Genomic DNA, 22,014 nt, shown 5'->3' on the forward strand with positions numbered 1-22,014 from the left:
CAAGCCACCGGGCTGCGGCGCGACGAGACCCGTGCGCGTGAGGTGGGTCCCGGGGAAGGCGACGACGCGGCAGGGGGTCAGCCGATCACCCGGTCGGGGAGGGCAGGTAAGCAGACAAGGAAGCGGCGGGTGGCGGGAAGGCGTGCGACGGAAGGCGGATGACGGAAGGCGTACGCCGGAACACGAGCGAGCAGGCACCGACGGTTCAGCGGGTGTAGGTCGTCACCCGCACCGCACCGGTCACCGACACCGGCTCACCCAACTCGGCGAGCGCCGCCGCCAGCCGCCCAGCGTCGGTGTGCCAGGCGTTCGGCCCCATCGCCACCACGGCCGCTGCCTCCGCCTGCGAGAGGGCCAGCCGGAAGTCGACCTCGACCTGCTCCGTCCGAGTGAGCCAAGGCCCGAGCTTCTCGTCGATCCGGCGGTCCTTGTCCTCGTCGACCGAGAGCAGGCCGAGCGCTGACACCAGTTCAGCCAGGTGACGGGAGGTCGGCGAGACCACCAGGAGCCGGCCACCCGGTCGGAGGATCCGCTGGATCTCCGGGCCGTTGCGCGGTGCGAAGACGTTCAGCACCAAGTCGGCGCAGCCGTCCTGGAGCGGCAGCGGGCGCCAGGCGTCGCAGACCACGGCACCGATCCTCGGATGGGCCTTGGCCGCGCGCCGCAGCGCGAACTTGGAGATGTCGAGCGCCGCACCGACCCCGCCGGTGTGCTCCAGGACGTGCGCCAGGTAGTGGCCGGTACCGGCCCCGAGGTCTGCCACCAGACCGTCGACCGGTCCGCCGGCGGCACCGGCCAGGGCTGCCACGATCGGCTGGTAGTGCCCGGCTGCCAGGAAGTCACTACGGGCGGCCACCATCTCGGCGGTGTCGCCGGTACCGGTGTGCGCATCGCCGGGCAGCAGGCTGACATACCCCTGCTTGGCCTGGTCGAAGCTGTGGCCTGCGGCGCAGCGCAGCGTCCGCCCGTCGAGGGCGAGCCGCTGGGTGCAGTGCGGGCAGGCCAGGTATCGCTCGATGTCCTGCAGCAACGTCAGTCGTTCCTCGCGTGGGGATGTGAACCCCCAGGGTACTCAGCGCATCCGTACCGCTCCCGCGCCCCCGCCGGTACCGCGCGCCCGGCCTCCACGCCACGATCCGCCCGGCTTCGGGTGATCACGCCCCCCGCGGAGGCGCCCCCACACCGAGGCGACCCTAATCGGAGGCGACCCTGCTTTGAGGCGACCCCGCTCGGAGCTCAGTCCGCGTCACCCTCCTCCCCGTCGTCCTCGCCACTCACCTCCTCGTCCTCCGGATCGTCCACCACCCAGGCGGCGAGGCGCTCCGCCACGCCCCCGACGCCGAGCTTGCCCTCGCGGATCGCCCGGGCCAGACTGCGCACCTCACGCGCCGTGGTGGCGACGGAGCACCCGCTCGCCGACAGGTAGGCGTAGGCGACGGCGGTGGCGAACAGCTCGTTGTTGCGTTCCAGTGCGGGCACCCGGATGAGCTGGTGCATCAGCGCCGCCGCGCGATCATGCGGCTCTGGGTAGACCGCGATGTCGAAGATGTCGGCCTGGTGACGGGCGACCGCGGCGAGCAGCGATCCGTAGTCGGTGACCTGCGGATCGCCCGGGGTGTACTGCTCGGCCGTCATCAGCAGCCAGGAGAGGTCGACCTCAAGTTTCAACGGCGCACGTCCTGGAGTTCGGCTTGGCCGCGCTCGCCGAACTCGGCGAGGAACGCCGTCTCGTACTCCTTCATGAACTGGGCCGCCTTCTCCACGAACAGCCGCCCCGACTCGCCCATGTCCTGCTGGACGAGCCGTTCGATGTACTGATTCATGCTGATCCCCTGCTGCTCCGCCCGCTCGCGGGCCATCTCGGCGGTGGTGGCGTCCACCCGGACATTCAGCTGCTTCTTGGCCATACTTCAAGCTAGCGCCGAGGTGCTAGCACAACAAGGGCGCATTCCAGCCTCCCCGCGCCACACACCCCCGACCGCGCGCTCTTCCCCCATACCCCGTACGTCACCGCGTACCCACACACCGTGGCCCCCGGCCGGCTCCACCTCCACATCCCCAACCCCGCGAACCCCGCTGACCCCCTACCGACCGCCATCGCCTCCACCTCGGCCAGCCAGCCCGCTCAGCCGCCGGGATCAGCCGCCGGGCACTCCCAGGCGTACCAGGGCACCCTCCAGCCACCTTCACCGCCGAACGAGTGAAATCGCCACTCTTCAGCATGAGCCTGCTTGACGCCCCTTCCCTTCGAACGTGCGTCGCCCTACGGTGATCTCAGATGACTCTCTGCGATCGATCCCGGGCTCGCTATCACCATCCGTAGGCACCGCCGGCACCACGACTAGTGGGGGTCCCCCTCCACCCGACCAGTCACCGCCACCGCAGTGGGTTTCAGCTCAGCCCACTTCCTGGTAAGCAGCACGACCGCCAACGCCAAGTACACATAACTCAGCGCCAACCGTGCGTTCTCTCCCGGCAGGACGAACTGCACCACAAAGAGACCGAACAGCAGCCCCGCCTTCCACGACAGGAACCGCAGGTCCAACAGCAACACCACGGCCAGCACCGTCTGAGCCGCAGTCAGCATCACCTCGTCCACCTGCCGCTCGACCAACGGCAGGGACCAGCCACCTCCACCCACCCCGTACGCCAGAGGGAGACAGGCAATGAGCAGCGTCCACTGATTGACCTTGCTGGAGAGCAGGGCGCCAAGACCGTCATCAGCGCGCAGCCGCCACGCGAACACCACCGCGACGATCAGCTCAGGTGCCTCCGAGGCCAACGGCGCCAGCCACTGCACCAGCAGGAACCGGTCGATGCCCAGCGAAGCGCCGGCGTCCACCAGCGAGGTGGCGAACGGCTCGGCGCAGGCGAAGACCACCCCCGCAGCCACCAGGAAGACGCACACCGTGGTCAGCTTCCGCCGCCCGGCCGGAAGTTGGGCCAGCCGGGCCGGCACCCCGACCAGCTCCTCCTCGTCCGTCTCGCTGCACCGCCCGATCCGATACAGATAGGAGCCGTACCAAGCGATCAACACCACGGCCACCACCCACGAGATCTCCCGCGTCAGTGGCATCACGAAGGCGAAGAGCGCCGCCGCTCCCAGAAAGGCCACATCGATCCGGCGGTGCTCCCGGAGCACGATCCCGGGCCGCTTCCCGGCTCGCCGCGCGGAGAAGTACGCCGCCAGCGCCACCAGTGGCCAGCCCACGCCCACCAGTAGCCGGTTCGCGCCCGTCATGTTGGCGGCAGCGTAGGCCGCGTACTCCGGCTTGCTGCCTGCGGTGTAGGCGAAGTACAGGTCGACGGCGTACTCCGGCAGCACCGCGATGAATGCGAGCAGGGCCAGTGCGAGCGGCCCGGAGATGTCAGCTCGAGCCGTCTCGGCCGCCCACATCAGCAACAGTGCAGCCGCCAGCACCCCGATCCCGAAGACCACCATCCCCGGCACCGGTTCCAGGTGCACCCCCGCCAGCCGCAACCCGACCGCAGGAGCCGCCCCGACACAGGCCACACCGATCCGCAGGGCCGTCGTCCGCCGACTGGGCGGTTCCGCCGACGGCACCTCCGCCTCCACCGTTCCGACCTCGGGCGCCGCACTCATCAGCCGACCTCACAAGCCTTCCTGGCCCCAGCTCGCCACAGCAGCAAACCCGCACCACCACAGCAGCAGCTCCCACCGACCATCGCCGGTACCAGGAGGCTAGGCGCCCCACCCCCACCACGCCCGCCGCAATAGACCGTTCAGCCCCCGCCCCTACTCCCCCATCCCCCGGGTTCGCAGCCCCGGTTCCCAACCCTGACCACCCAGCTCCCAACCCCGGCCATCCGCCTTCCCCGCGCAGTCCTCAAACGGCAGAGCGGGCGGCCCCGGCCGGGAAACCCCCAGCCGACACCACCCGCTCGTCCACCAGCTCGTCCACCAGCTCGTCCACCAGCTCGTGGACGTCACGCCGCCGTTGCGGCGGCGGTTGCTCCGGTCAGCCCTTCACCGGCTCCAGGATGGCCACGCACTCGAAGTGGTGGGTCATCGGGAACAGGTCGAAGGCCCGCAGCGAGACCGGCCGGTAGCCGTGCTCCTTGAAAAAGCCCAGGTCCCGGGCGAGTGCCGCCGGGTCACAGGCGACATACGCGATCCGCCGCGCCGAGAGTCCGGCGAGGTGGCTGACGGTCTCACGGCCGGCACCCGCGCGGGGCGGGTCCAGGACGACCAGGTCGGTCGAGGTGATGCCGGTCCGGGGCAGCAGGGTCTCGACCTTGTCGCACTCGATCCGGACGTTCTCCAGGGCCGCCAGGTTGTGCCGGGCGTCGACCACGGCCTGCTTGTTGGACTCGATGCCGAGGACGGCACCGTCCTCGCCGACCCGGTCGGCCAGCGCACCGGCGAACAGCCCGACGCCGCAGTACAGGTCGAGCGCGTTCTCGCCCCACTGCGGGTCCAACCCGGCGAGCACGGCGTCCACCAGGGTGTCCGGCGCCTCCGGGTGGATCTGCCAGAAACCGCCGTTGCTGACCCGCCAGGTCCGCCCGGCCGCCCGCTCACGGACGAAGGTACGGCCGTGCACCTGGTGGAAGTTGTCCTGCTCGTCGATCCGGGCGATCGCCACCGGCTTGTCCAGCTCCACCAGCGGCAGCTGCTCACCCGGCACCGGGGTGAGGATGAGCTGCCGGTCCGAGGAGCCGGAGGAGGCGATCACCTCGACGGAGCTCAGCCCCGTCCAGTCCTGGGTCTCCAGGCCCAGCTCGGCCACGCCGGCCGAGGCGATCAGGCACTGGTCGACCGACTGGATCTCGTGCGAGCGGTGCTTGCGCAGCCCGAGCTCGCCGCTCTCCGGGTCGACCGCGTACTGCACCCGGCTGCGCCAGCGCGGCACCTCGCCCGCCGGGAGCTTGCCCCCGACCGGCTCGACGCTGCCGTCCCAGCCGGCCTCGGCCGGGGTCAGCCCGGCGAGCTTGGCCAGCTGCTCGGTCAGCACCTGTCCCTTGAGCTTGCGCTGCCCGCCCGGCGTGACGTGCTGCCAGTCGCAGCCGCCGCACTTGCCCGGTCCGGAGAACGGGCACGGCGCAGCGATCCGGTCCTTGGACGGGGTCAGCACCTCCACCGCGTCGGCGCGAAGGAAGCGCGACTTGGTGGTGCCCTCGGTGACCTCGACGATCACCCGCTCGCCCGGCAGCGTGTGCCGGACGAAAAGGACCCGGCCCTCGTGCCTGGCGACACAGTGCCCGCCGCCGTGCGCGACCGGCCCGACCTCGACCTCGTAGCGCTCGCCGACCAGCGGATCACCGGCAGGCACCCGCAGCACCGGCTGCGCGGTCCGCACCGCCTTCGGCGGCCGGACCCCCTGCTTGCGCCCCGCCCGGGCCTGCTGCCCGCCCCGCCCCCGGCCCGCACCGGCACCGGCACCGGCACCGGCACCCGAGCCGGCAGCAGCACCGTCGCCAGCACCCGCAGCCTTCTTCGCCCGACCACCCGCACCGGAACCAGAAGCAGCGCCGGCACCTGCACCGGAGCCCTTCCCCGCCCCGGCGCCGCCACCCGAACGTCCGCCCGAACCCGGACGGCCATCCGCCCCAGCACCGCCGCCCGAGCGGCCGCCCGAGCCGGCCGCCCCCGACGGGGCAGCCGTCTCGCCCGGCGCCAGCGGAGCGGTCTGCGCGGTGTAGCCGTCCCGGTCGGTCGCGGCCGGACGGGCGGGCTTGGCCCCCCAGCGCGGCCGGGCGACCTGCCCGGGCTTGGTGCCGGACTTGCCGGGCTTCGCGCCGGACTTGCCCGACTTACCGGAGGGGCGGGGCGGGGTGTTGCGGCTCACGAGGATGCGTCCTTGCTGCGGTCGGCGGTGCCACTGCGGTCAGCGGCGGAGTCCGGAGTGCCCGGGCCGCTCGAGGTGCCAGATGCACCCGAGCCGCCCGAAACCCCGACCCGTACATTCTGCTGCCTCGGCTCACCACGCCGCACCGCGCCCGGAGCCGACCACGCCTTCTGCGGCTGCCGCCGCTCGGAGGACTCCAGCTGCCACGGCACCGAGGTGACCATCACGCCGGGCTTGAAGAGCAGTCGCCCCTTGAGCCGGAGCGCGCTCTGGTTGTGCAGCAGGTGCTCGTACCAGTGCCCCACCACGTACTCGGGGATGTACACCGAGACCACGTCGCGCGGGCTGCTCCGGCGCAGGTTCTTGACGTACTCGAGCACCGGACCGGTGATCTCGCGGTACGGCGAGTCGAGCACCTTGAGCGGCACCTCGATCCCCCGCTCGTCCCACTCCTTGCGCAGGGCGGCGGTGTCGGCCGGGTCGACGTTGACGGTGACGGCCTCCAGCGTGTGGGCCCGCGCCAGGCGGGCGTACGCGAGGGCGCGCAGCGCCGGCTTGTGCAGCTTGGAGACCAGGACGATGGCGTGCACCCGGGTGGGCAGCACCACGTCGTCCGGCTCCTCAGCGGCGACCAGCTCGGCCGAGACCCGGTCGTAGTGGCGGCGGATCGCCTTCATCATCACGAAGAGCACCACCATGGTGGCGATCGCGATCCAGGCGTGGCTGATCTTGGTGACCAGCACCACGATCAGCACGGCCATGGTCATCACCAGGCCGAAGGTGTTGATCGCCCGGCTGCGCTGCATGTGCAGGCGCTTCTTCGAGTCGGTCTCGGTCCGCAGCAGCCGCGTCCAGTGCCGGATCATGCCCGACTGGCTCATGTTGAAGGAGACGAAGACGCCGACGATGTAGAGCTGGATCAGCCGGTTCGGGTCGGCGCCGAAGGCCACGATGAAGAGGATCGCCGCGACGGCCAGCAGGATGATGCCGTTGGAGAAGGCCAGGCGGTCACCGCGGGTGTGCAGCTGGCGCGGCAGGTAGCGGTCCTGGGCCAGGATCGAGCCGAGCACCGGGAAGCCGTTGAAGGCGGTGTTCGCGGCCAGCACCAGGATCAGCCCGGTGACGCCGGCGATGAAGTAGAAGCCCGGGGTGAAGTTGGAGAATACGGCCTCGCTGATCTGGGCCAGCGCGGTCTTCTGGTGGTAGTCGGCGGGCGCGCCCAGCAGTTGCTCGGCCGGGTTCTCCGCCATCTGGGTCCCGGTCAGGTGGGCCAGGTAGATGATCCCCATGAACATCGCGACGGCGATGGTGGCCATCATCAGCAGCGTGGTCGCCGCGTTCTTGCTCTTGGGCTTGCGGAAGGCCGGCACGCCGTTGCTGATCGCCTCGACACCGGTCAGCGCCGCACAGCCCGAGGAGAACGCCTTGAGCAGCAGGAAGACCAGTGCGAAGCCCGCGAGCGAGCCGTTCCCCGGCGTCGCCTCCAGGTGGAAGCCCGCGCTCTCGGCGTGCATCTGCGCCCCGAAGCCGAAGTGCCGCACCAGCCCGTAGAGCAGCATCCCGATGACGCCGGCCATGAAGGCGTAGGTCGGCACGGCGAAGGCCGTGCCCGACTCGCGGACCCCGCGCAGGTTCATCCCCATCAGCAGGACCACCAGCGTGACGGAGAGCCCCAACTCGTGCCCGCGCAGCGCGGGCACCGCCGAGACCACGTTCGCCACGCCGGAGGTGGTGGAGACCGCCACGGTGAGGATGTAGTCGACCATCAGCGCACTGGCGACCACCAGGCCGGAGTTCGGCCCGTGGTTGACGGTGGCGACCTCGTAGTCGCCGCCACCGCTCGGGTAGGCGTGCACGTTCTGCCGGTACGAGGCCACCACCGCCAGCATGACGACGGCGACGACCACCCCGATCTGCCAGGAGAAGTGGATGGCCGAGGCCCCCGCCAGTGACAGCGTGAGGAGGATCTCCTCGGGCGCGTAGGCGACGGAGGACAGCGCGTCGGAGGCGAAGACGGGCAGCGCGATCCGCTTCGGCAGGAGCGTCTCTCCGAGCTTGTCGCTGCGGAGGGCGCGCCCGATCAGGATGCGTTTCGGTAGGTCGGCAGGCATAGGCACGTTAAGGAATCGTAGAGGCTGTTCTCCCGGGCGCCGACCTCCGTACCCACCTTTCATTCAGGCGCCTCCCAGACCGCGGTGCCCACCTTCGTCGGGACTGCGTTCGAGCGGTCGGCTAGCGTGTCGGATGATGAGCTTGTGGGCAACACCCTTGTTGCCCCGCCGCACCCGTCCGAGGGCGCGGCTCGTAGATCACCCCGTGACGCGGGGTGCGGAAGGCGGATGAACGGTGTTTGCGCAGGTCATGACCCCGACGGATTGGGTGAGGTAGCGTCCCGTGCACATCGTCATCATGGGCTGTGGGCGCGTGGGCTCCGCCCTCGCGAGAGCGCTCGAGAAACACGGCCACTCGGTGGCCGTCGTCGACCAGGACCCGACGGCCTTCCGCCGGCTGGGCGCCGGGTTCAACGGCCGCCGCGTCACCGGTGTCGGCTTCGACCAGGACACCCTGCGCGAGGCGGGCATCGAGGAGGCCGGCGCCTTCGCCGCCGTCTCCAGCGGTGACAACTCCAACATCATCGCCGCGCGGGTGGCCCGGGAGAACTTCGGCGTCGAGCACGTCGCGGCCCGGATCTACGACCCCCGCCGCGCCGAGGTCTACCAGCGCCTGGGCATCCCGACCGTGGCCACCGTCCGCTGGACGGCCGACCAGATGCTCCGCCGCCTGCTGCCCAGCGGCGCCGAACCGCTCTGGCAGGACCCGAGCGGCTCGATCCAGCTGGCCGAGGTGGCCTACGCCCCGTCCTGGATCGGCCACAAGCTGAGCGCGCTGGAGGAGGCCTCCGGCGCCCGCATCGCGTTCCTCACCCGCCTGGGCGAGGGCGTCCTGCCCACCCCCCAGATGGTGGTGCAGGAGGGCGACCTCGTGCACGTCACGCTGCGCCGGGCCGACCAGGCTGCGGTCGAGGCGGCCTTCGCGCAGGGCCCGCAGGAGGGTGAGCACTGATGCGAGTCGCAATTGCCGGAGCCGGTGCCGTCGGCCGCTCAATCGCGGGCGAGCTGCTGGAGAACGGCCACGAGATCCTCCTGATCGACAAGAACCCGAACTCCATCTCGGTGGAGCGGGTGCCGATGGCCGAGTGGCTGCTGGCCGACGCCTGCGAGATCACCTCGCTGGACGAGGCCGCGCTCCAGCGCTGCCACGTGGTGATCGCCGCCACCGGTGACGACAAGGTCAACCTGGTCGTCTCCCTGCTGGCCAAGACCGAGTACGGCGTCCCCCGTGTGGTCGCCCGGGTCAACAACCCGAAGAACGAGTGGCTCTTCAACGAGTCCTGGGGCGTGGACGTCGCCGTCTCCACCCCGCGCCTGATGTCCGCGCTGGTCGAGGAGGCCGTCAGCGTCGGTGACCTGGTCCGCCTGATGCGGTTCAGCCAGGGCAACGCCAACCTGGTCGAGCTCACCCTGGCCGCCGACACCGAGCTGGTCGGCACCCGGGTCGGCGACGTGCCGTGGCCCACCGACACCGCCCTGGTGACCATCATCCGCGAGGGCCGCGTCCTCGTCCCGGGCAAGGACGACACCCTGGAGGGCGGCGACGAGCTGCTCTTCGTCGCCGCCCAGGAGCGCGAGGAGGAGCTGGAGAGCCTGCTCTCCGCCGTCTCCGGCGCCCAGTAGCAGCCCAACAGCAGCACGGCAGCAGCCCCGGCAACAGCCGCGTAGCACTGCAGCCCAAGTACGAGGGCCGTACCCGGGAGACCGGGTACGGCCCTCGTGCGTTGCGGGGCGGGCGCTACTCCTCCTCGACCACGGCCTTGATCGGGGCCGGCGCCTTGAGCAGGATCCGCCAGGTGACGTACATGGCGAGCGCGAGGGCCGGGATGCCCAGGGCCGTCTTGAGCCAGCCGAGCAGCGTGGTGTTGTGGGTGAAGTAGAGCGGGAAGAGGATCACCGGCTTGATGCCCATGATCACCACCCAGGCCCAGGTGGCCTTGGTGTACGCCTTCAGCCGGCCCGGGTTCTGCGTGCGCCAGGTGAACATCTCGCCGGTCACCGGCCCGAGCATCAGCCCGACCAGCGGCCAGCGCACCAGGGCCGAGACGGCCAGCGCGACGCAGTAGCCGACGTTGTAGAGCAGGCCGGGCAGGTAGAAGTTCTCCGCCTTGCCGGTCTTCATCGAGATCCAGGCGCCGATCGCCACCCCGAAGACCCCGCTGAAGGCGTGCTGGATGGTCTCCCGGCGCAGCAGCCGCAGCACCACGAAGACGCCGGCCAGGCCGAGCGCCGCCCAGGCGGCCGTGGACACCTGGTGGGTGATGTTGAAGGTCAGGATGAAGACCAGGCCGGGCAGGGTCATGTCGACCATGCCCCGGATGCCGCCGAAGGCCTGCATCACGGTGTCCGCGGCCTCCTTGGAGGCGGCGGCCTCGCGGGCGGCGGCCTGCTCGGGGGTCTCCAGGACGGTTTCCGCAGCCCCGGGGGCTCCGGGCGCCCCGGTGTGCTCGACGGCCTCGGACATCTCGACAGCGTTCCCCTCGATCGTCCCGACCACCGAGGTCTCGGCGGTCTGGGCGGCGCGGTCGCCGCCGGGCAGGTTGCTCACGCTCACTCGCTCCCGTGTCCGGCCGGACGCAGCTCGTAGCGCGGGTTGAAGAGCACCCGGCGCCCGCGCGCGTGGCTGATCCGCCCGCTCGCGACGAGCCGGCGGCCCGGCTCGATTCCCACGATCGAGCGACGGCCGAGCCAGACCACGTCCAGCGCGTCGCTGCCGTCGAAGAGCTCCGCCTCCAGCGCCGGCACCCCGGCCCGGGGCCGGAGCGTCACCGTGCGCAGCGTGCCCGCGACGGTGACCAGCTCGCGGTCCCCGCAGCTGGCGATCGGGGTGCAGCCCGACTCCGCCGCGTCCTGGCGCAGCTCCTCGGCCTGGAGCTCCTCGGTGGAGGAGGTCAGCCGGCTGAACATCCGCCGGAAGCGGCCCTGCGGCTGGTCGCTGCTGTTGTCACCACTCATGCCCGAAGGGTACCGGTTCCGGGACGGACGGTGGCAGGTGCGAACGGCCGTCCGGTGGGCCCGGAGAGCCCCTGCGGACGGCCACCGACCCGGCCGGTCAGGCCTCGAAGCGGTAGCCCATGCCCGGTTCGGTGATGAAGTGGCGCGGATGCGAGGGGTCGGTCTCCAGCTTGCGGCGCAGCTGGGCCAGGTAGACCCGCAGGTAGTTGGTCTCGGTCCGGTACGCGGGCCCCCAGACCTCCTGGAGCAGCTGGGTCTGGCTGACCAACCGGCCGGCGTTGCGCACCAGCACCTCCAGCAGGTGCCACTCGGTCGGGGTGAGCCGGACGTCGGCGCCCTCGCGGTTGACCTTCTTGGCCGCGAGGTCGACGGTGAAGGTCTCGGTGGTCACCACCGAGTCGTTCTCCCCCGCCACCGGTTCGGCCCGGCGGACGGCGGCCCGCATCCGGGCCAGCAGCTCGTCCATGCCGAAGGGCTTGGTCACGTAGTCGTCCGCGCCCGCGTCCAGCGCCTCGACCTTCTCGTCGGAGGCGTGCCGGGCGGAGAGCACGATGATCGGCACCCTGGTCCAGCCGCGCAGGCCCCGGATCACCTCGACGCCGTCCATGTCGGGCAGCCCGAGGTCCAGCACCACCACGTCGGGGTGGCGGGCGGCGGCCAGCTCCAGGGCGCTCGCGCCGTCGTGGGCCGCGTCCACCTCGTACTTGCGGGCCTTGAGGTTGATCACCAGGGCGCGGACGATCTGTGGCTCGTCGTCCACGACGAGGACCCGGGTCATGCGGGTTCCGCCTTTCGGTCGTTGGGCTGTCGGGGGTGGTCGGGCAGGGTGACGGCGGGGAGGGTGACGACCATGGTCAGCCCGCCGCCCGGGGTGTCCTCGGCCGCGACGGTGCCGCCCATCGCCTCGACGAAGCCACGCGCCACGGCCAGGCCGAGGCCGACCCCGGCCCCGCGCGGGGCGTCGCCGTACCGCTGGAAGGGCGCGAAGATCCGTTCGCGCGCCTCCTCCGGCACGCCGGGCCCCCGGTCCACGATCCGGAGCTGGACCCGGCTGCCGCCCGAGGAGCCGGCTCCGGCCACCGGTGCCGCCGGCACGGTCAGCTGCTCGGCCTTCACCAGCACCCGGACACCCTCCGGGCTGTACTTGACGGCGTTCTCGATCAGGTTGGCCAGCGAGCGCTCCAGCAGCCCCGCGTCCGCGTGGATCATCGGCAGCGTCTCGGGCACGTCCAGCTGCACCGACTCCAGCGGCACCCCGCCGAGCGCGAAGGGCACCACCTCGTCCAGATCGGTCTCCTGGATCAGCGGGGTCACCGTGCCGGTCTGGAGCCGGCTCATGTCGAGCAGGTTGTTGATCAGGTGGTCGAGCCGGTCGGCGCCGTTCTCGATGCCCTCCAGCAGCTCGGCCTCGTCCGCCTCGTCCCACTCCACGTCCGCCGAGCGGAGCGAGCTGACGGCCGCCTTGATCCCGGCCAGCGGCGTGCGCAGGTCGTGCGAGACGGCGGCCAGCAGAGCGGTGCGGATCCGGTTGCCCTCGGCCTCCCGGCGGGCCGCCGCGGCCTCCCCCGCCAGTCGGCGGCGCTCCAGCAGGACGGCCGCCTGGGCGGCGAAGGCACCGAGCAGGCGCCGGTCGGCGGCGGGCAGCACCCGGCCGCGCAGCACCAGGGCCAGGTGCTCGCCCACCGGCACGTCCACGTCGCCCTGGTCCGGCCGGGCCGGCGGCTGCGGGCCGCTCGCCGCCGCCGTGTGCCAGGGCGAGAGCTCGTCGGGCCGCTCCAGCAGCGCCGCCGCGTCCTGCTGGAAGGTCTCCCGGACCTGTTCGAGCAGCGCCGTCAGCAGCCCGTCCCCGCTCGGGACGCCGCGCAGCACGGTGCCGGCCAGCGCGCTGAGCGTCTGGGCCTCGGTCTGGCTGCGGGCAGCCTGATGGGTCCGTCTGGCCGCCAGGTCGACCACCGAGGCGACCGAGATGCCGACCGCGGTGAAGATCGCCACCGCCAGGATGTTCTGCGGCGCCGAGATGGTGAAGGTGTGCAGCGGCGGGGTGAAGTAGTAGTTCAGCGTGGCCGAGCCGACCAGCGCCGAGGCGATCGCCGGGAAGAGCCCGCCGATCAGCGCCGCGCCGACCGTCACCGACAGGAAGAGCAGCATGTCGGTGGAGAGCCCGAGCCCGTGCAGCTGCACCAGCAGCACCGCGAGCAGCGGCGGCCCGGCCACCCCGATCAGCCAGCCGGCCACGGTACGGGTCCGGCCCAGGTCGGTGACCTTGCGGATCGGCACCCGGCCGCGCCCCTTGGCCGCGTGCTCGTGGGTGACGATGTGCACGTCGATGTCGCCGGAGTCCCGGGTGACCGTCGCGCTCACCCCGGGCCCGTAGATGTACTGCCAGGCCGCCCGGCGGCTGCTGCCGAGCACGATCTGGGTCGCGTTGACCCCCCGGGCGAAGTCCAGCAGCGCCGCAGCGGGGTCGTCCCCCAGCACGGTGTGGAAGCTGCCGCCCAGGCTCTCGAGCAGCGCCCGCTGCTCGATCAGCGCTTGCGGGGAGCCCGAGCCGGCCATCCCGTCCGACCGGGCGATGTGCACCGCCAGCAGCTCGCCCCCGGAGCCCCGGGCCGCGATCCGGGCCGCCCGGCGGATCAGCGTCGCCCCCTCCGGCCCGCCGGTCAGGCCCACCACGATCCGTTCCCTGGCCTGCCAGGTGCCCTCGATGCCCTGCTCGGCCCGGTACCGCTGGAGGTACTCGTCGGCCCGGTCGGCCGTCCAGAGCAGCGCGAGCTCGCGCAGGGCCGTCAGGTTGCCGGGCCGGAAGTAGTTGGCGAGCGCCGCGTCCACCTTCTCCGGCGCGTACACGTTGCCGTGCGCGAGCCGCCGCCGCAGCGCCTGGGGCGACATGTCGACCAGCTCGACCTGGTCGGCCCGCCGCACCACCTCGTCCGGCACGGTCTCGCGCTGGCGCACCCCGGTGATGCCCTCGACCACGTCGCCCAGCGACTCCAGGTGCTGGATGTTGACCGTGGAGACCACGTCGATCCCGGCCGCCAGCAGCTCCTCGACGTCCTCCCAGCGCTTGGCGTTCCGACTGCCCGGCACGTTGGTGTGGGCGAGCTCGTCCACCAGCGCCACCGCCGGGGCCCGGCGCAGCACCGCGTCCAGGTCCATCTCGGTGAAGAGCGCCCCCCGGTGGGTCAGCTCCTGGCGCGGTACGGTCTCCAGCCCCTCGGCCAGCGCCGCCGTCAGCGGCCGGTGGTGGTGCTCGACGAAGCCGACCACCACGTCGGCGCCCCGGCTGACCCGGCGCTGGGCCTCGGCGAGCATGGCGTACGTCTTGCCGACCCCGGGGGCCGCCCCGAGGTAGATCCGCAGCCTGCCGCGTGCCATGCGCACCATTCTTGATCCAGCCCGGGAGCTCCGCCCCCGGACACCAGTTCGCTGGTTTCGAGACTACGGCCTACCGGCCGGATATCCCCTGATCAGAGCAGTGAAGTGGCAGTTTTAGCAGCTTTTTGACGGTAAAGAACGCGAGACCGCCTGCGACCCCGGGGGTGGCCCGCCGGGCTGCGGAGTCCCCTGTGCTCCGCAGAACGTCAATGCCCCGCCCCCGGGGTCACGAAGGCGATCTCGCATCTTTGACGCGTGTCACGGGGGAAAGGTTGCACCCTCGGACCAAAAATCTGCAGATTTCTGAGAGGCGCCTGAGAACGGGGAGGTTCCGCCCCGTTCAGCCCCTGGTCGGTGCCCCTTGCAACGGCGTCGCGGACGGCGAGGCCGTGGGCGTGCTGCCCGGCGTGCTGCCGGCCCTGAGCTTCCGGGCCTGGTCGGCCAGCTGACCAGCCGCCTGGCGGAACGCTCCCTGGACGCTCACGTCGGCGGTCGGCTTGTCGCCCAGCCGCTCCACCATCATCACCACCAGCCGGTTGCCGACCACCTGACCGGTGATCTCCTCCACCAGCACGCGGTCGCTCTGCAGCCGCACCGCCACCGCGTTCGGCGTCCGGTCCTCCACGGTCCAGCCCGAACCGTCCGTCGTGCAGGCCCCCGCACTGGCCACGCCGGCCCCGGCGCTGGCAGCGGCCGCCGGCGAGTCGTACTCCACCAGGTACTGCTGCGCGAACGCACCCTGGCCGGCCAGCCCCGAGTACCTGAACTCCCAGTGCCGCAACGCGCCCGACCGCTCCACCAACGCCGCCGCGCACCCTTCGGAGATCGACAGCGGCACCGCTGACGCCCCGTTCGCCCGCTGGTCCGCCGCGGACAGCGGCGGCGCGAGGGGCGGGGCGAGGGGCGTGCCGGAAGCGGACGGCGAGGCCGAGGAGGCAGCCGAGGCCCCACGGTCGAGGACCGCCGTCGGATTCTCCGTCAGCCGCGTCCACGGACCGTACAGAGCCGCCGCCGTCGGCAGCTGCTCGGTCGGCAAGAGCATCGAGAACCCCGCCTGATCCAGCAACAGCCCCTGGGGCGTCGGAGTCGCCGCCGCGCTCCCCGAGGAGAGCGGCGCCGGGCCGGGCAGCTCGATCACCGGCGAGAGCGTGTGCTCGGCGCCCGAGCCCGAGGTCGACACCCCCGTGTCCGAACCGCCGGAGAACAGGCTCCAGCCGAGCAGCAGACTGCACGTCACGGCGCCCGTGAGCACCGTGATCCCGCCGTGCCGCAACCGTCGGCGCCGCGCCGCCCGCCGCACCAACTGAGCCGCCGGCGGGGGCCGCAGACCGGTGGTCAGCTCGGCCCGGACGCCGCTGAACATCTCCTCGAGTCGCGCCGCACTGATCGTCGGCCGATCCAGCTCGTCCATGATGAGTGTCGTCCTCTCAAGCATGAGCGTTCGCCGTCTCGGTCAACGCCGTCCCGACCGGACGAGTTTCCTTCCCCCCTCGTCGAGTATCCGCCCGGGCCGCCGACACCTTGGCCGGCTCGACCTTCCCGGACGCCGCACCCACCGGAGCCGCCTCCGTCGCCGGACCGCCCTCGGCCTCCTCGCCCAGCAGCAGCGCCAACGCCTGCCGCCCCCGGTGCAGCCGCGCCTTCACCGTCCCGACCGGCACGCCCTCCTCGGCGGCGATCTCCGCCACCGACCTACCCCCCATGTGATGCAGCACCAGCGCCGACCGCTGCGCCTCCGGCAACTTCCGCAGCGCCTCGACCAACGCCACCGACTCCGGCCCCGGCTCGGGCACCGGACTCGCCGCCCCGTGCCGCACCCAGCTCCGCAACGCCGTCCTGGTCCGCCGCCACCGACTGATCGCGATCCGCTGCCCGGTCAGCCTGATCCAGGCCACCGGGTTCTCGTACTTGGTGAGCCGGTCCCAGTGGTCCCAAGCTCGGACGAACGCCTCCTGGGCGGCGTCCTGCGCCTCCCCCAGGTCACCCGTCAGCGCGTACAGGTGCGCGACGAGATGACCGTAAGCACTCTCGTAGAACGCTCTGAACTCGTCCTCAGCCCCGCGGTCACCGCCCATGACGCGTCAGTGTGCCTTGGACCGGCTCAGGTGGCAACCGTTCGTGTCGTATCTCTTGGATTTAGGCCCGAACATCATCTTCCGGAAACGCAAAGAAGCCCCATCCGGTCTCCCGGATGGGGCTTCTCCACAATGATTGTTCGGCGGCGTCCTACTCTCCCACAGGGTCCCCCCTGCAGTACCATCGGCGCTGTGAGGCTTAGCTTCCGGGTTCGGAATGTAACCGGGCGTTTCCCTCACGCTATGACCACCGAAACACTATGAAACTATCCGACCGCACCACACTCTCCATGAGCATGGGGTCGTTGTTTCAGAACAACACAGTGGACGCGAGCAACTGAGGACAAGCCCTCGGCCTATTAGTACCGGTCAGCTCCACCCATTACTGGGCTTCCACATCCGGCCTATCAACCCAGTCGTCTACTGGGAGCCTTACCCTCTCAAGGAGGTGGGAACATTCATCTCGAAGCAGGCTTCCCGCTTAGATGCTTTCAGCGGTTATCCCTCCCGAACGTAGCCAACCAGCCATGCCCTTGGCAGGACAACTGGCACACCAGAGGTTCGTCCGTCCCGGTCCTCTCGTACTAGGGACAGCCCTTCTCAATATTCCTACGCGCACAGCGGATAGGGACCGAACTGTCTCACGACGTTCTAAACCCAGCTCGCGTACCGCTTTAATGGGCGAACAGCCCAACCCTTGGGACCTACTCCAGCCCCAGGATGCGACGAGCCGACATCGAGGTGCCAAACCATCCCGTCGATATGGACTCTTGGGGAAGATCAGCCTGTTATCCCCGGGGTACCTTTTATCCGTTGAGCGACGGCGCTTCCACAAGCCACCGCCGGATCACTAGTCCCTGCTTTCGCACCTGCTCGACCCGTCGGTCTCACAGTCAAGCTCCCTTGTGCACTTACACTCAACACCTGATTGCCAACCAGGCTGAGGGAACCTTTGGGCGCCTCCGTTACTCTTTAGGAGGCAACCGCCCCAGTTAAACTACCCACCAGACACTGTCCCTGATCCGGATCACGGACCCAGGTTAGACATCCAGCACGACCAGAGTGGTATTTCAACGATGACTCCACCATGACTGGCGTCACGGCTTCACAGTCTCCCACCTATCCTACACAAGCCGAACCGAACACCAATATCAAGCTATAGTAAAGGTCCCGGGGTCTTTCCGTCCTGCTGCGCGAAACGAGCATCTTTACTCGTAATGCAATTTCACCGGGCCTATGGTTGAGACAGTCGAGAAGTCGTTACGCCATTCGTGCAGGTCGGAACTTACCCGACAAGGAATTTCGCTACCTTAGGATGGTTATAGTTACCACCGCCGTTTACTGGCGCTTAAGTTCTCAGCTTCGCCGTGACGAATCACGACTAACCGGTCCCCTTAACGTTCCAGCACCGGGCAGGCGTCAGTCCGTATACATCGCCTTACGGCTTCGCACGGACCTGTGTTTTTAGTAAACAGTCGCTTCTCGCTGGTCTCTGCGGCCGGCCCCAGCTCACGGAGTAAATCCGATCACCAGCTCCGGCCCCCCTTCTCCCGAAGTTACGGGGGCATTTTGCCGAGTTCCTTAACCATAGTTCACCCGAACGCCTCGGTATTCTCTACCTGACCACCTGAGTCGGTTTGGGGTACGGGCCGCCATGAAACTCGCTAGAGGCTTTTCTCGACAGCATAGGATCATCCACTTCACCACAATCGGCTCGGCATCAGGTCTCAGACTATTGTTGTGCGGATTTGCCTACACAACGCCCTACACCCTTACCCCGGGACAACCACCGCCCGGGCTGGACTACCTTCCTGCGTCACCCCATCGCTCAGCTACTACCCTGTTGGGTCAGCGGCTCCACCACGTCCCTTCGTCCGAAGACTCCGGGCCGGCTTCACGGCTTTAGCATTCAGAGGTTCGCCGTTGGCGCTTCAAAGCGGGTACGGGAATATCAACCCGTTGTCCATCGACTACGCCTGTCGGCCTCGCCTTAGGTCCCGACTTACCCTGGGCAGATCAGCTTGACCCAGGAACCCTTGGTCAATCGGCGCAAGAGTTTCCCACTCTTGTATCGCTACTCATGCCTGCATTCTCACTCGTGAACCGTCCACAACTGGATTCCTCCGCTGCTTCACCCGGCACACGACGCTCCCCTACCCATCACAGCCCCCGTTGGGGGTATTGCTGCAATGACACGACTTCGGTGGTGTGCTTGAGCCCCGCTACATTGTCGGCGCGGAATCACTTGACCAGTGAGCTATTACGCACTCTTTCAAGGGTGGCTGCTTCTAAGCCAACCTCCTGGTTGTCTCTGCGACTCCACATCCTTTCCCACTTAGCACACGCTTAGGGACCTTAGTCGGTGTTCTGGGCTGTTTCCCTCTCGACCATGGAGCTTATCCCCCACAGTCTCACTGCCACGCTCTCACTTACCGGCATTCGGAGTTTGGCTAAGGTCAGTAACCCGGTGAGGCCCATCGCCTATCCAGTGCTCTACCTCCGGCAAGAAACACGTGACGCTGCACCTAAATGCATTTCGGGGAGAACCAGCTATCACGGAGTTTGATTGGCCTTTCACCCCTAACCACAGGTCATCCCCCAGGTTTTCAACCCTGGTGGGTTCGGTCCTCCACACGGTCTTACCCGCGCTTCAACCTGCCCATGGCTAGATCACTCCGCTTCGGGTCTTGGGCGTGCAACTCAATCGCCCTATTCGGACTCGCTTTCGCTACGGCTACCCCACACGGGTTAACCTCGCTACACACCGCAAACTCGCAGGCTCATTCTTCAAAAGGCACGCAGTCACGAGACACACAGCAAGCTGCATGTCCGACGCTCCCACGGCTTGTAGGCACACGGTTTCAGGTACTATTTCACTCCGCTCCCGCGGTACTTTTCACCATTCCCTCACGGTACTATCCGCTATCGGTCACCAGGGAATATTTAGGCTTAGCGGGTGGTCCCGCCAGATTCACACGGGATTTCTCGGGCCCCGTGCTACTTGGGAGAAGCTCAAGCGAGCCGTACAGATTTCGTCTACGGGGGTCTTACCCTCTACGCCGGACCTTTCGCATGTCCTTCGACTATCCATACGGTTTCTGACTCGCCCAACTGCCGGCAGACAGCTGAAGAACTTTCCCACGACCCCACATTGGCAACCCCTGCCGGGTCTCACACCAATATGGTTTAGCCTCATCCGGTTTCGCTCGCCACTACTCCCGGAATCACGGTTGTTTTCTCTTCCTGAGGGTACTGAGATGTTTCACTTCCCCTCGTTCCCTCCACACACCCTATGTGTTCAGGTGCGGGTGACAGCCCATGACGACTGCCGGGTTCCCCCATTCGGAAACCCCCGGATCAAAGCCTGGTTGACGACTCCCCGGGGACTATCGCGGCCTCCCACGTCCTTCATCGGTTCCTGGTGCCAAGGCATCCACCGTGCGCCCTTAAAAACTTGGCCACAGATGCTCGCGTCCACTGTGCAGTTCTCAAACAACGACCAGTCCCCCACCCTCGACCCGCACAAGGCGGCTCTCAAGTGAGACCGGCGATCACTGAAGCAACGACATCAAGCCGTTCCCTCAGGACCCAACAACGTGCCCGACCCACCAGACTCTGGATACGCTTTCCACGCCGAAGCAGTACTAACGAACCATCACCCAGTGTGCCGAATAGTCAACGTTCCACCCATGAGCTAGCACTCGAAGACATTCGCTCCGAGCTGCTGTGTGCTCCTTAGAAAGGAGGTGATCCAGCCGCACCTTCCGGTACGGCTACCTTGTTACGACTTCGTCCCAATCGCTGGTCCCACCTTCGACGGCTCCCTCCCAAGGGTTAGGCCACCGGCTTCGGGTGTTACCGACTTTCGTGACGTGACGGGCGGTGTGTACAAGGCCCGGGAACGTATTCACCGCAGCATGCTGATCTGCGATTACTAGCAACTCCAACTTCATGGGGTCGAGTTGCAGACCCCAATCCGAACTGAGGCCGGCTTTTTGGGATTCGCTCCGCCTCGCGGCATCGCAGCCCTTTGTACCGACCATTGTAGCACGTGTGCAGCCCAAGACATAAGGGGCATGATGATTTGACGTCGTCCCCACCTTCCTCCGAGTTGACCCCGGCAGTCTCCTGTGAGTCCCCATCACCCCGAAAGGCATGCTGGCAACACAGAACAAGGGTTGCGCTCGTTGCGGGACTTAACCCAACATCTCACGACACGAGCTGACGACAACCATGCACCACCTGTATACCGACCACAAGGGGGCGACTATCTCTAGCCGTTTCCGGTATATGTCAAGCCTTGGTAAGGTTCTTCGCGTTGCGTCGAATTAAGCCACATGCTCCGCTGCTTGTGCGGGCCCCCGTCAATTCCTTTGAGTTTTAGCCTTGCGGCCGTACTCCCCAGGCGGGGAACTTAATGCGTTAGCTGCGGCACCGACGACGTGGAATGTCGCCAACACCTAGTTCCCAACGTTTACGGCGTGGACTACCAGGGTATCTAATCCTGTTCGCTCCCCACGCTTTCGCTCCTCAGCGTCAGTAATGGCCCAGAGATCCGCCTTCGCCACCGGTGTTCCTCCTGATATCTGCGCATTTCACCGCTACACCAGGAATTCCGATCTCCCCTACCACACTCTAGCCTGCCCGTATCGAATGCAGACCCGGGGTTAAGCCCCGGGCTTTCACATCCGACGCGACAGGCCGCCTACGAGCTCTTTACGCCCAATAATTCCGGACAACGCTCGCACCCTACGTATTACCGCGGCTGCTGGCACGTAGTTAGCCGGTGCTTCTTCTGCAGGTACCGTCACTTGCGCTTCTTCCCTGCTGAAAGAGGTTTACAACCCGAAGGCCGTCATCCCTCACGCGGCGTCGCTGCATCAGGCTTTCGCCCATTGTGCAATATTCCCCACTGCTGCCTCCCGTAGGAGTCTGGGCCGTGTCTCAGTCCCAGTGTGGCCGGTCGCCCTCTCAGGCCGGCTACCCGTCGTCGCCTTGGTGGGCCGTTACCCCACCAACAAGCTGATAGGCCGCGGGATCATCCTGCACCGCCGGAGCTTTCCACCAACCCCCATGCGGAGGAAGGTCATATCCGGTATTAGACCTCGTTTCCAAGGCTTGTCCCAGAGTGCAGGGCAGATTTCCCACGTGTTACTCACCCGTTCGCCACTAATCCACTCCGAAGAGCTTCATCGTTCGACTTGCATGTGTTAAGCACGCCGCCAGCGTTCGTCCTGAGCCAGGATCAAACTCTCCGTGAATGTTTTCCGGACCAAGCCGGGTGACACTCGCGTTGAGCGGCACGGCAACCACCGGAATAGGGTGATCCCGCGCACTGCGTCCTCGCTGTGTTTTGTTACTAAAGGAATCTCCAACCCCGATCCCGAAGGACCAAGGCCGGGGATGTCAACATATCTGGCGTTGACTTTTGGCACGCTGTTGAGTTCTCAAGGAACGGACGCTTCCTTCGAGCCGCCTTCCGGCGAGGCCCTCCGGGCTTCGTTCTTTCGTGTTTCCCAGCTTACCAGATGTTTTCCGCGCGATTTCCGCCGGGCTCTTTCTGGTTTGCTTTCCGCCTTTCGGCGCTCCCGAACTCTATCAGAGTTCTTCGGCCGCTTTCCCGCTCTTCCATTCGAGTCAATCGAATTTCGGAGCGAGACCCACCGGCCGTGGGGCAACCCGGAGAAC

14 protein-coding genes and 3 rRNA genes are annotated in these 22,014 nt (G+C 68.1%); 2 read left to right on the forward strand and 15 right to left on the reverse strand.

Annotation, left to right across the window (positions count from 1 at the left end):
* Positions 1-205: 205 nt before the first annotated feature.
* From CFP65_RS12235 to CFP65_RS12260, 6 genes are all read right to left on the reverse strand, one after another.
* Positions 206-1,030: a putative RNA methyltransferase gene (locus CFP65_RS12235; RefSeq protein WP_104816128.1), complete on the reverse strand. Its 825-nt coding sequence runs from the start codon at positions 1,028-1,030 to the stop codon at positions 206-208.
* Positions 1,031-1,236: 206 nt separating this feature from the next.
* Positions 1,237-1,668 carry a fic family toxin-antitoxin system, toxin component gene (locus CFP65_RS12240; RefSeq protein WP_104816129.1) on the reverse strand — a complete coding sequence of 144 codons (432 nt, stop codon included), beginning with the start codon at positions 1,666-1,668 and terminating at the stop codon, positions 1,237-1,239.
* Entirely contained in the window at positions 1,665-1,907 is a 243-nt protein-coding gene (locus CFP65_RS12245; RefSeq protein WP_104816130.1) for a toxin-antitoxin system HicB family antitoxin, read from the reverse strand. The genes CFP65_RS12240 and CFP65_RS12245 overlap by 4 nt, the downstream gene beginning before the upstream one ends.
* Before the next feature lie 434 nt (positions 1,908-2,341).
* Entirely contained in the window at positions 2,342-3,604 is a 1,263-nt protein-coding gene (locus CFP65_RS12250) for a sodium:proton exchanger (protein WP_104816131.1), read from the reverse strand.
* 376 nt (positions 3,605-3,980) lie between these two features.
* Positions 3,981-5,321 (reverse strand): class I SAM-dependent RNA methyltransferase, encoded by a 1,341-nt coding sequence (locus tag CFP65_RS12255; protein WP_371682528.1) that lies wholly within the window; start codon positions 5,319-5,321, stop codon positions 3,981-3,983.
* Between the two features lie 485 nt (positions 5,322-5,806).
* Positions 5,807-7,921 (reverse strand): APC family permease, encoded by a 2,115-nt coding sequence (locus tag CFP65_RS12260; RefSeq protein ID WP_254552354.1) that lies wholly within the window; start codon positions 7,919-7,921, stop codon positions 5,807-5,809.
* 283 nt (positions 7,922-8,204) lie between these two features.
* On the opposite strand from CFP65_RS12260, the gene CFP65_RS12265 reads away from it, so the two are divergent.
* Both CFP65_RS12265 and CFP65_RS12270 read left to right on the forward strand, forming a co-directional pair.
* Entirely contained in the window at positions 8,205-8,873 is a 669-nt protein-coding gene (locus CFP65_RS12265; protein WP_104816132.1) for a TrkA family potassium uptake protein, read from the forward strand.
* Positions 8,873-9,544, forward strand: coding sequence for a TrkA family potassium uptake protein (locus tag CFP65_RS12270; protein ID WP_104816133.1), 672 nt, complete (start codon positions 8,873-8,875; stop codon positions 9,542-9,544). The genes CFP65_RS12265 and CFP65_RS12270 overlap by 1 nt, the downstream gene beginning before the upstream one ends.
* A 115-nt stretch (positions 9,545-9,659) precedes the next feature.
* Here CFP65_RS12270 and CFP65_RS12275 read toward each other — a convergent pair whose 3' ends face one another.
* The 9 genes from CFP65_RS12275 to CFP65_RS12315 form a co-directional block, all read right to left on the reverse strand.
* Entirely contained in the window at positions 9,660-10,469 is an 810-nt protein-coding gene (locus tag CFP65_RS12275) for a DUF3159 domain-containing protein (protein WP_254552355.1), read from the reverse strand.
* Positions 10,470-10,471: 2 nt separating this feature from the next.
* Positions 10,472-10,876 (reverse strand): OB-fold nucleic acid binding domain-containing protein, encoded by a 405-nt coding sequence (locus CFP65_RS12280; RefSeq protein ID WP_104816134.1) that lies wholly within the window; start codon positions 10,874-10,876, stop codon positions 10,472-10,474.
* Positions 10,877-10,973: 97 nt separating this feature from the next.
* Positions 10,974-11,654, reverse strand: coding sequence for a response regulator (locus CFP65_RS12285; RefSeq protein ID WP_104816135.1), 681 nt, complete (start codon positions 11,652-11,654; stop codon positions 10,974-10,976).
* Positions 11,651-14,251, reverse strand: coding sequence for a sensor histidine kinase KdpD (locus CFP65_RS12290; protein WP_104820822.1), 2,601 nt, complete (start codon positions 14,249-14,251; stop codon positions 11,651-11,653). Before CFP65_RS12290 ends, CFP65_RS12285 begins: the two co-directional genes overlap by 4 nt.
* Before the next feature lie 340 nt (positions 14,252-14,591).
* Complete coding sequence (locus tag CFP65_RS12295; RefSeq protein ID WP_158702148.1) at positions 14,592-15,662, reverse strand: hypothetical protein; 1,071 nt, start codon at positions 15,660-15,662, stop codon at positions 14,592-14,594.
* Between the two features lie 16 nt (positions 15,663-15,678).
* A complete protein-coding gene (locus tag CFP65_RS12300) occupies positions 15,679-16,326 on the reverse strand; it encodes a SigE family RNA polymerase sigma factor (protein ID WP_104816137.1) in 648 nt (215 codons plus the stop codon).
* A gap of 138 nt (positions 16,327-16,464) precedes the next feature.
* Positions 16,465-16,581, reverse strand: a 5S ribosomal RNA gene (gene rrf / locus CFP65_RS12305).
* Positions 16,582-16,665: 84 nt separating this feature from the next.
* Positions 16,666-19,786: ribosomal RNA gene (locus CFP65_RS12310) — 23S ribosomal RNA — on the reverse strand.
* 279 nt (positions 19,787-20,065) lie between these two features.
* Positions 20,066-21,587, reverse strand: a 16S ribosomal RNA gene (locus CFP65_RS12315).
* Together the 16S, 23S and 5S rRNA genes form the textbook arrangement of a ribosomal RNA operon.
* Positions 21,588-22,014: the final 427 nt, after the last annotated feature.

The sequence above is a fragment of the Kitasatospora sp. MMS16-BH015 genome, from assembly GCF_002943525.1.
Classification (GTDB): Bacteria; Actinomycetota; Actinomycetes; order Streptomycetales; family Streptomycetaceae; genus Kitasatospora.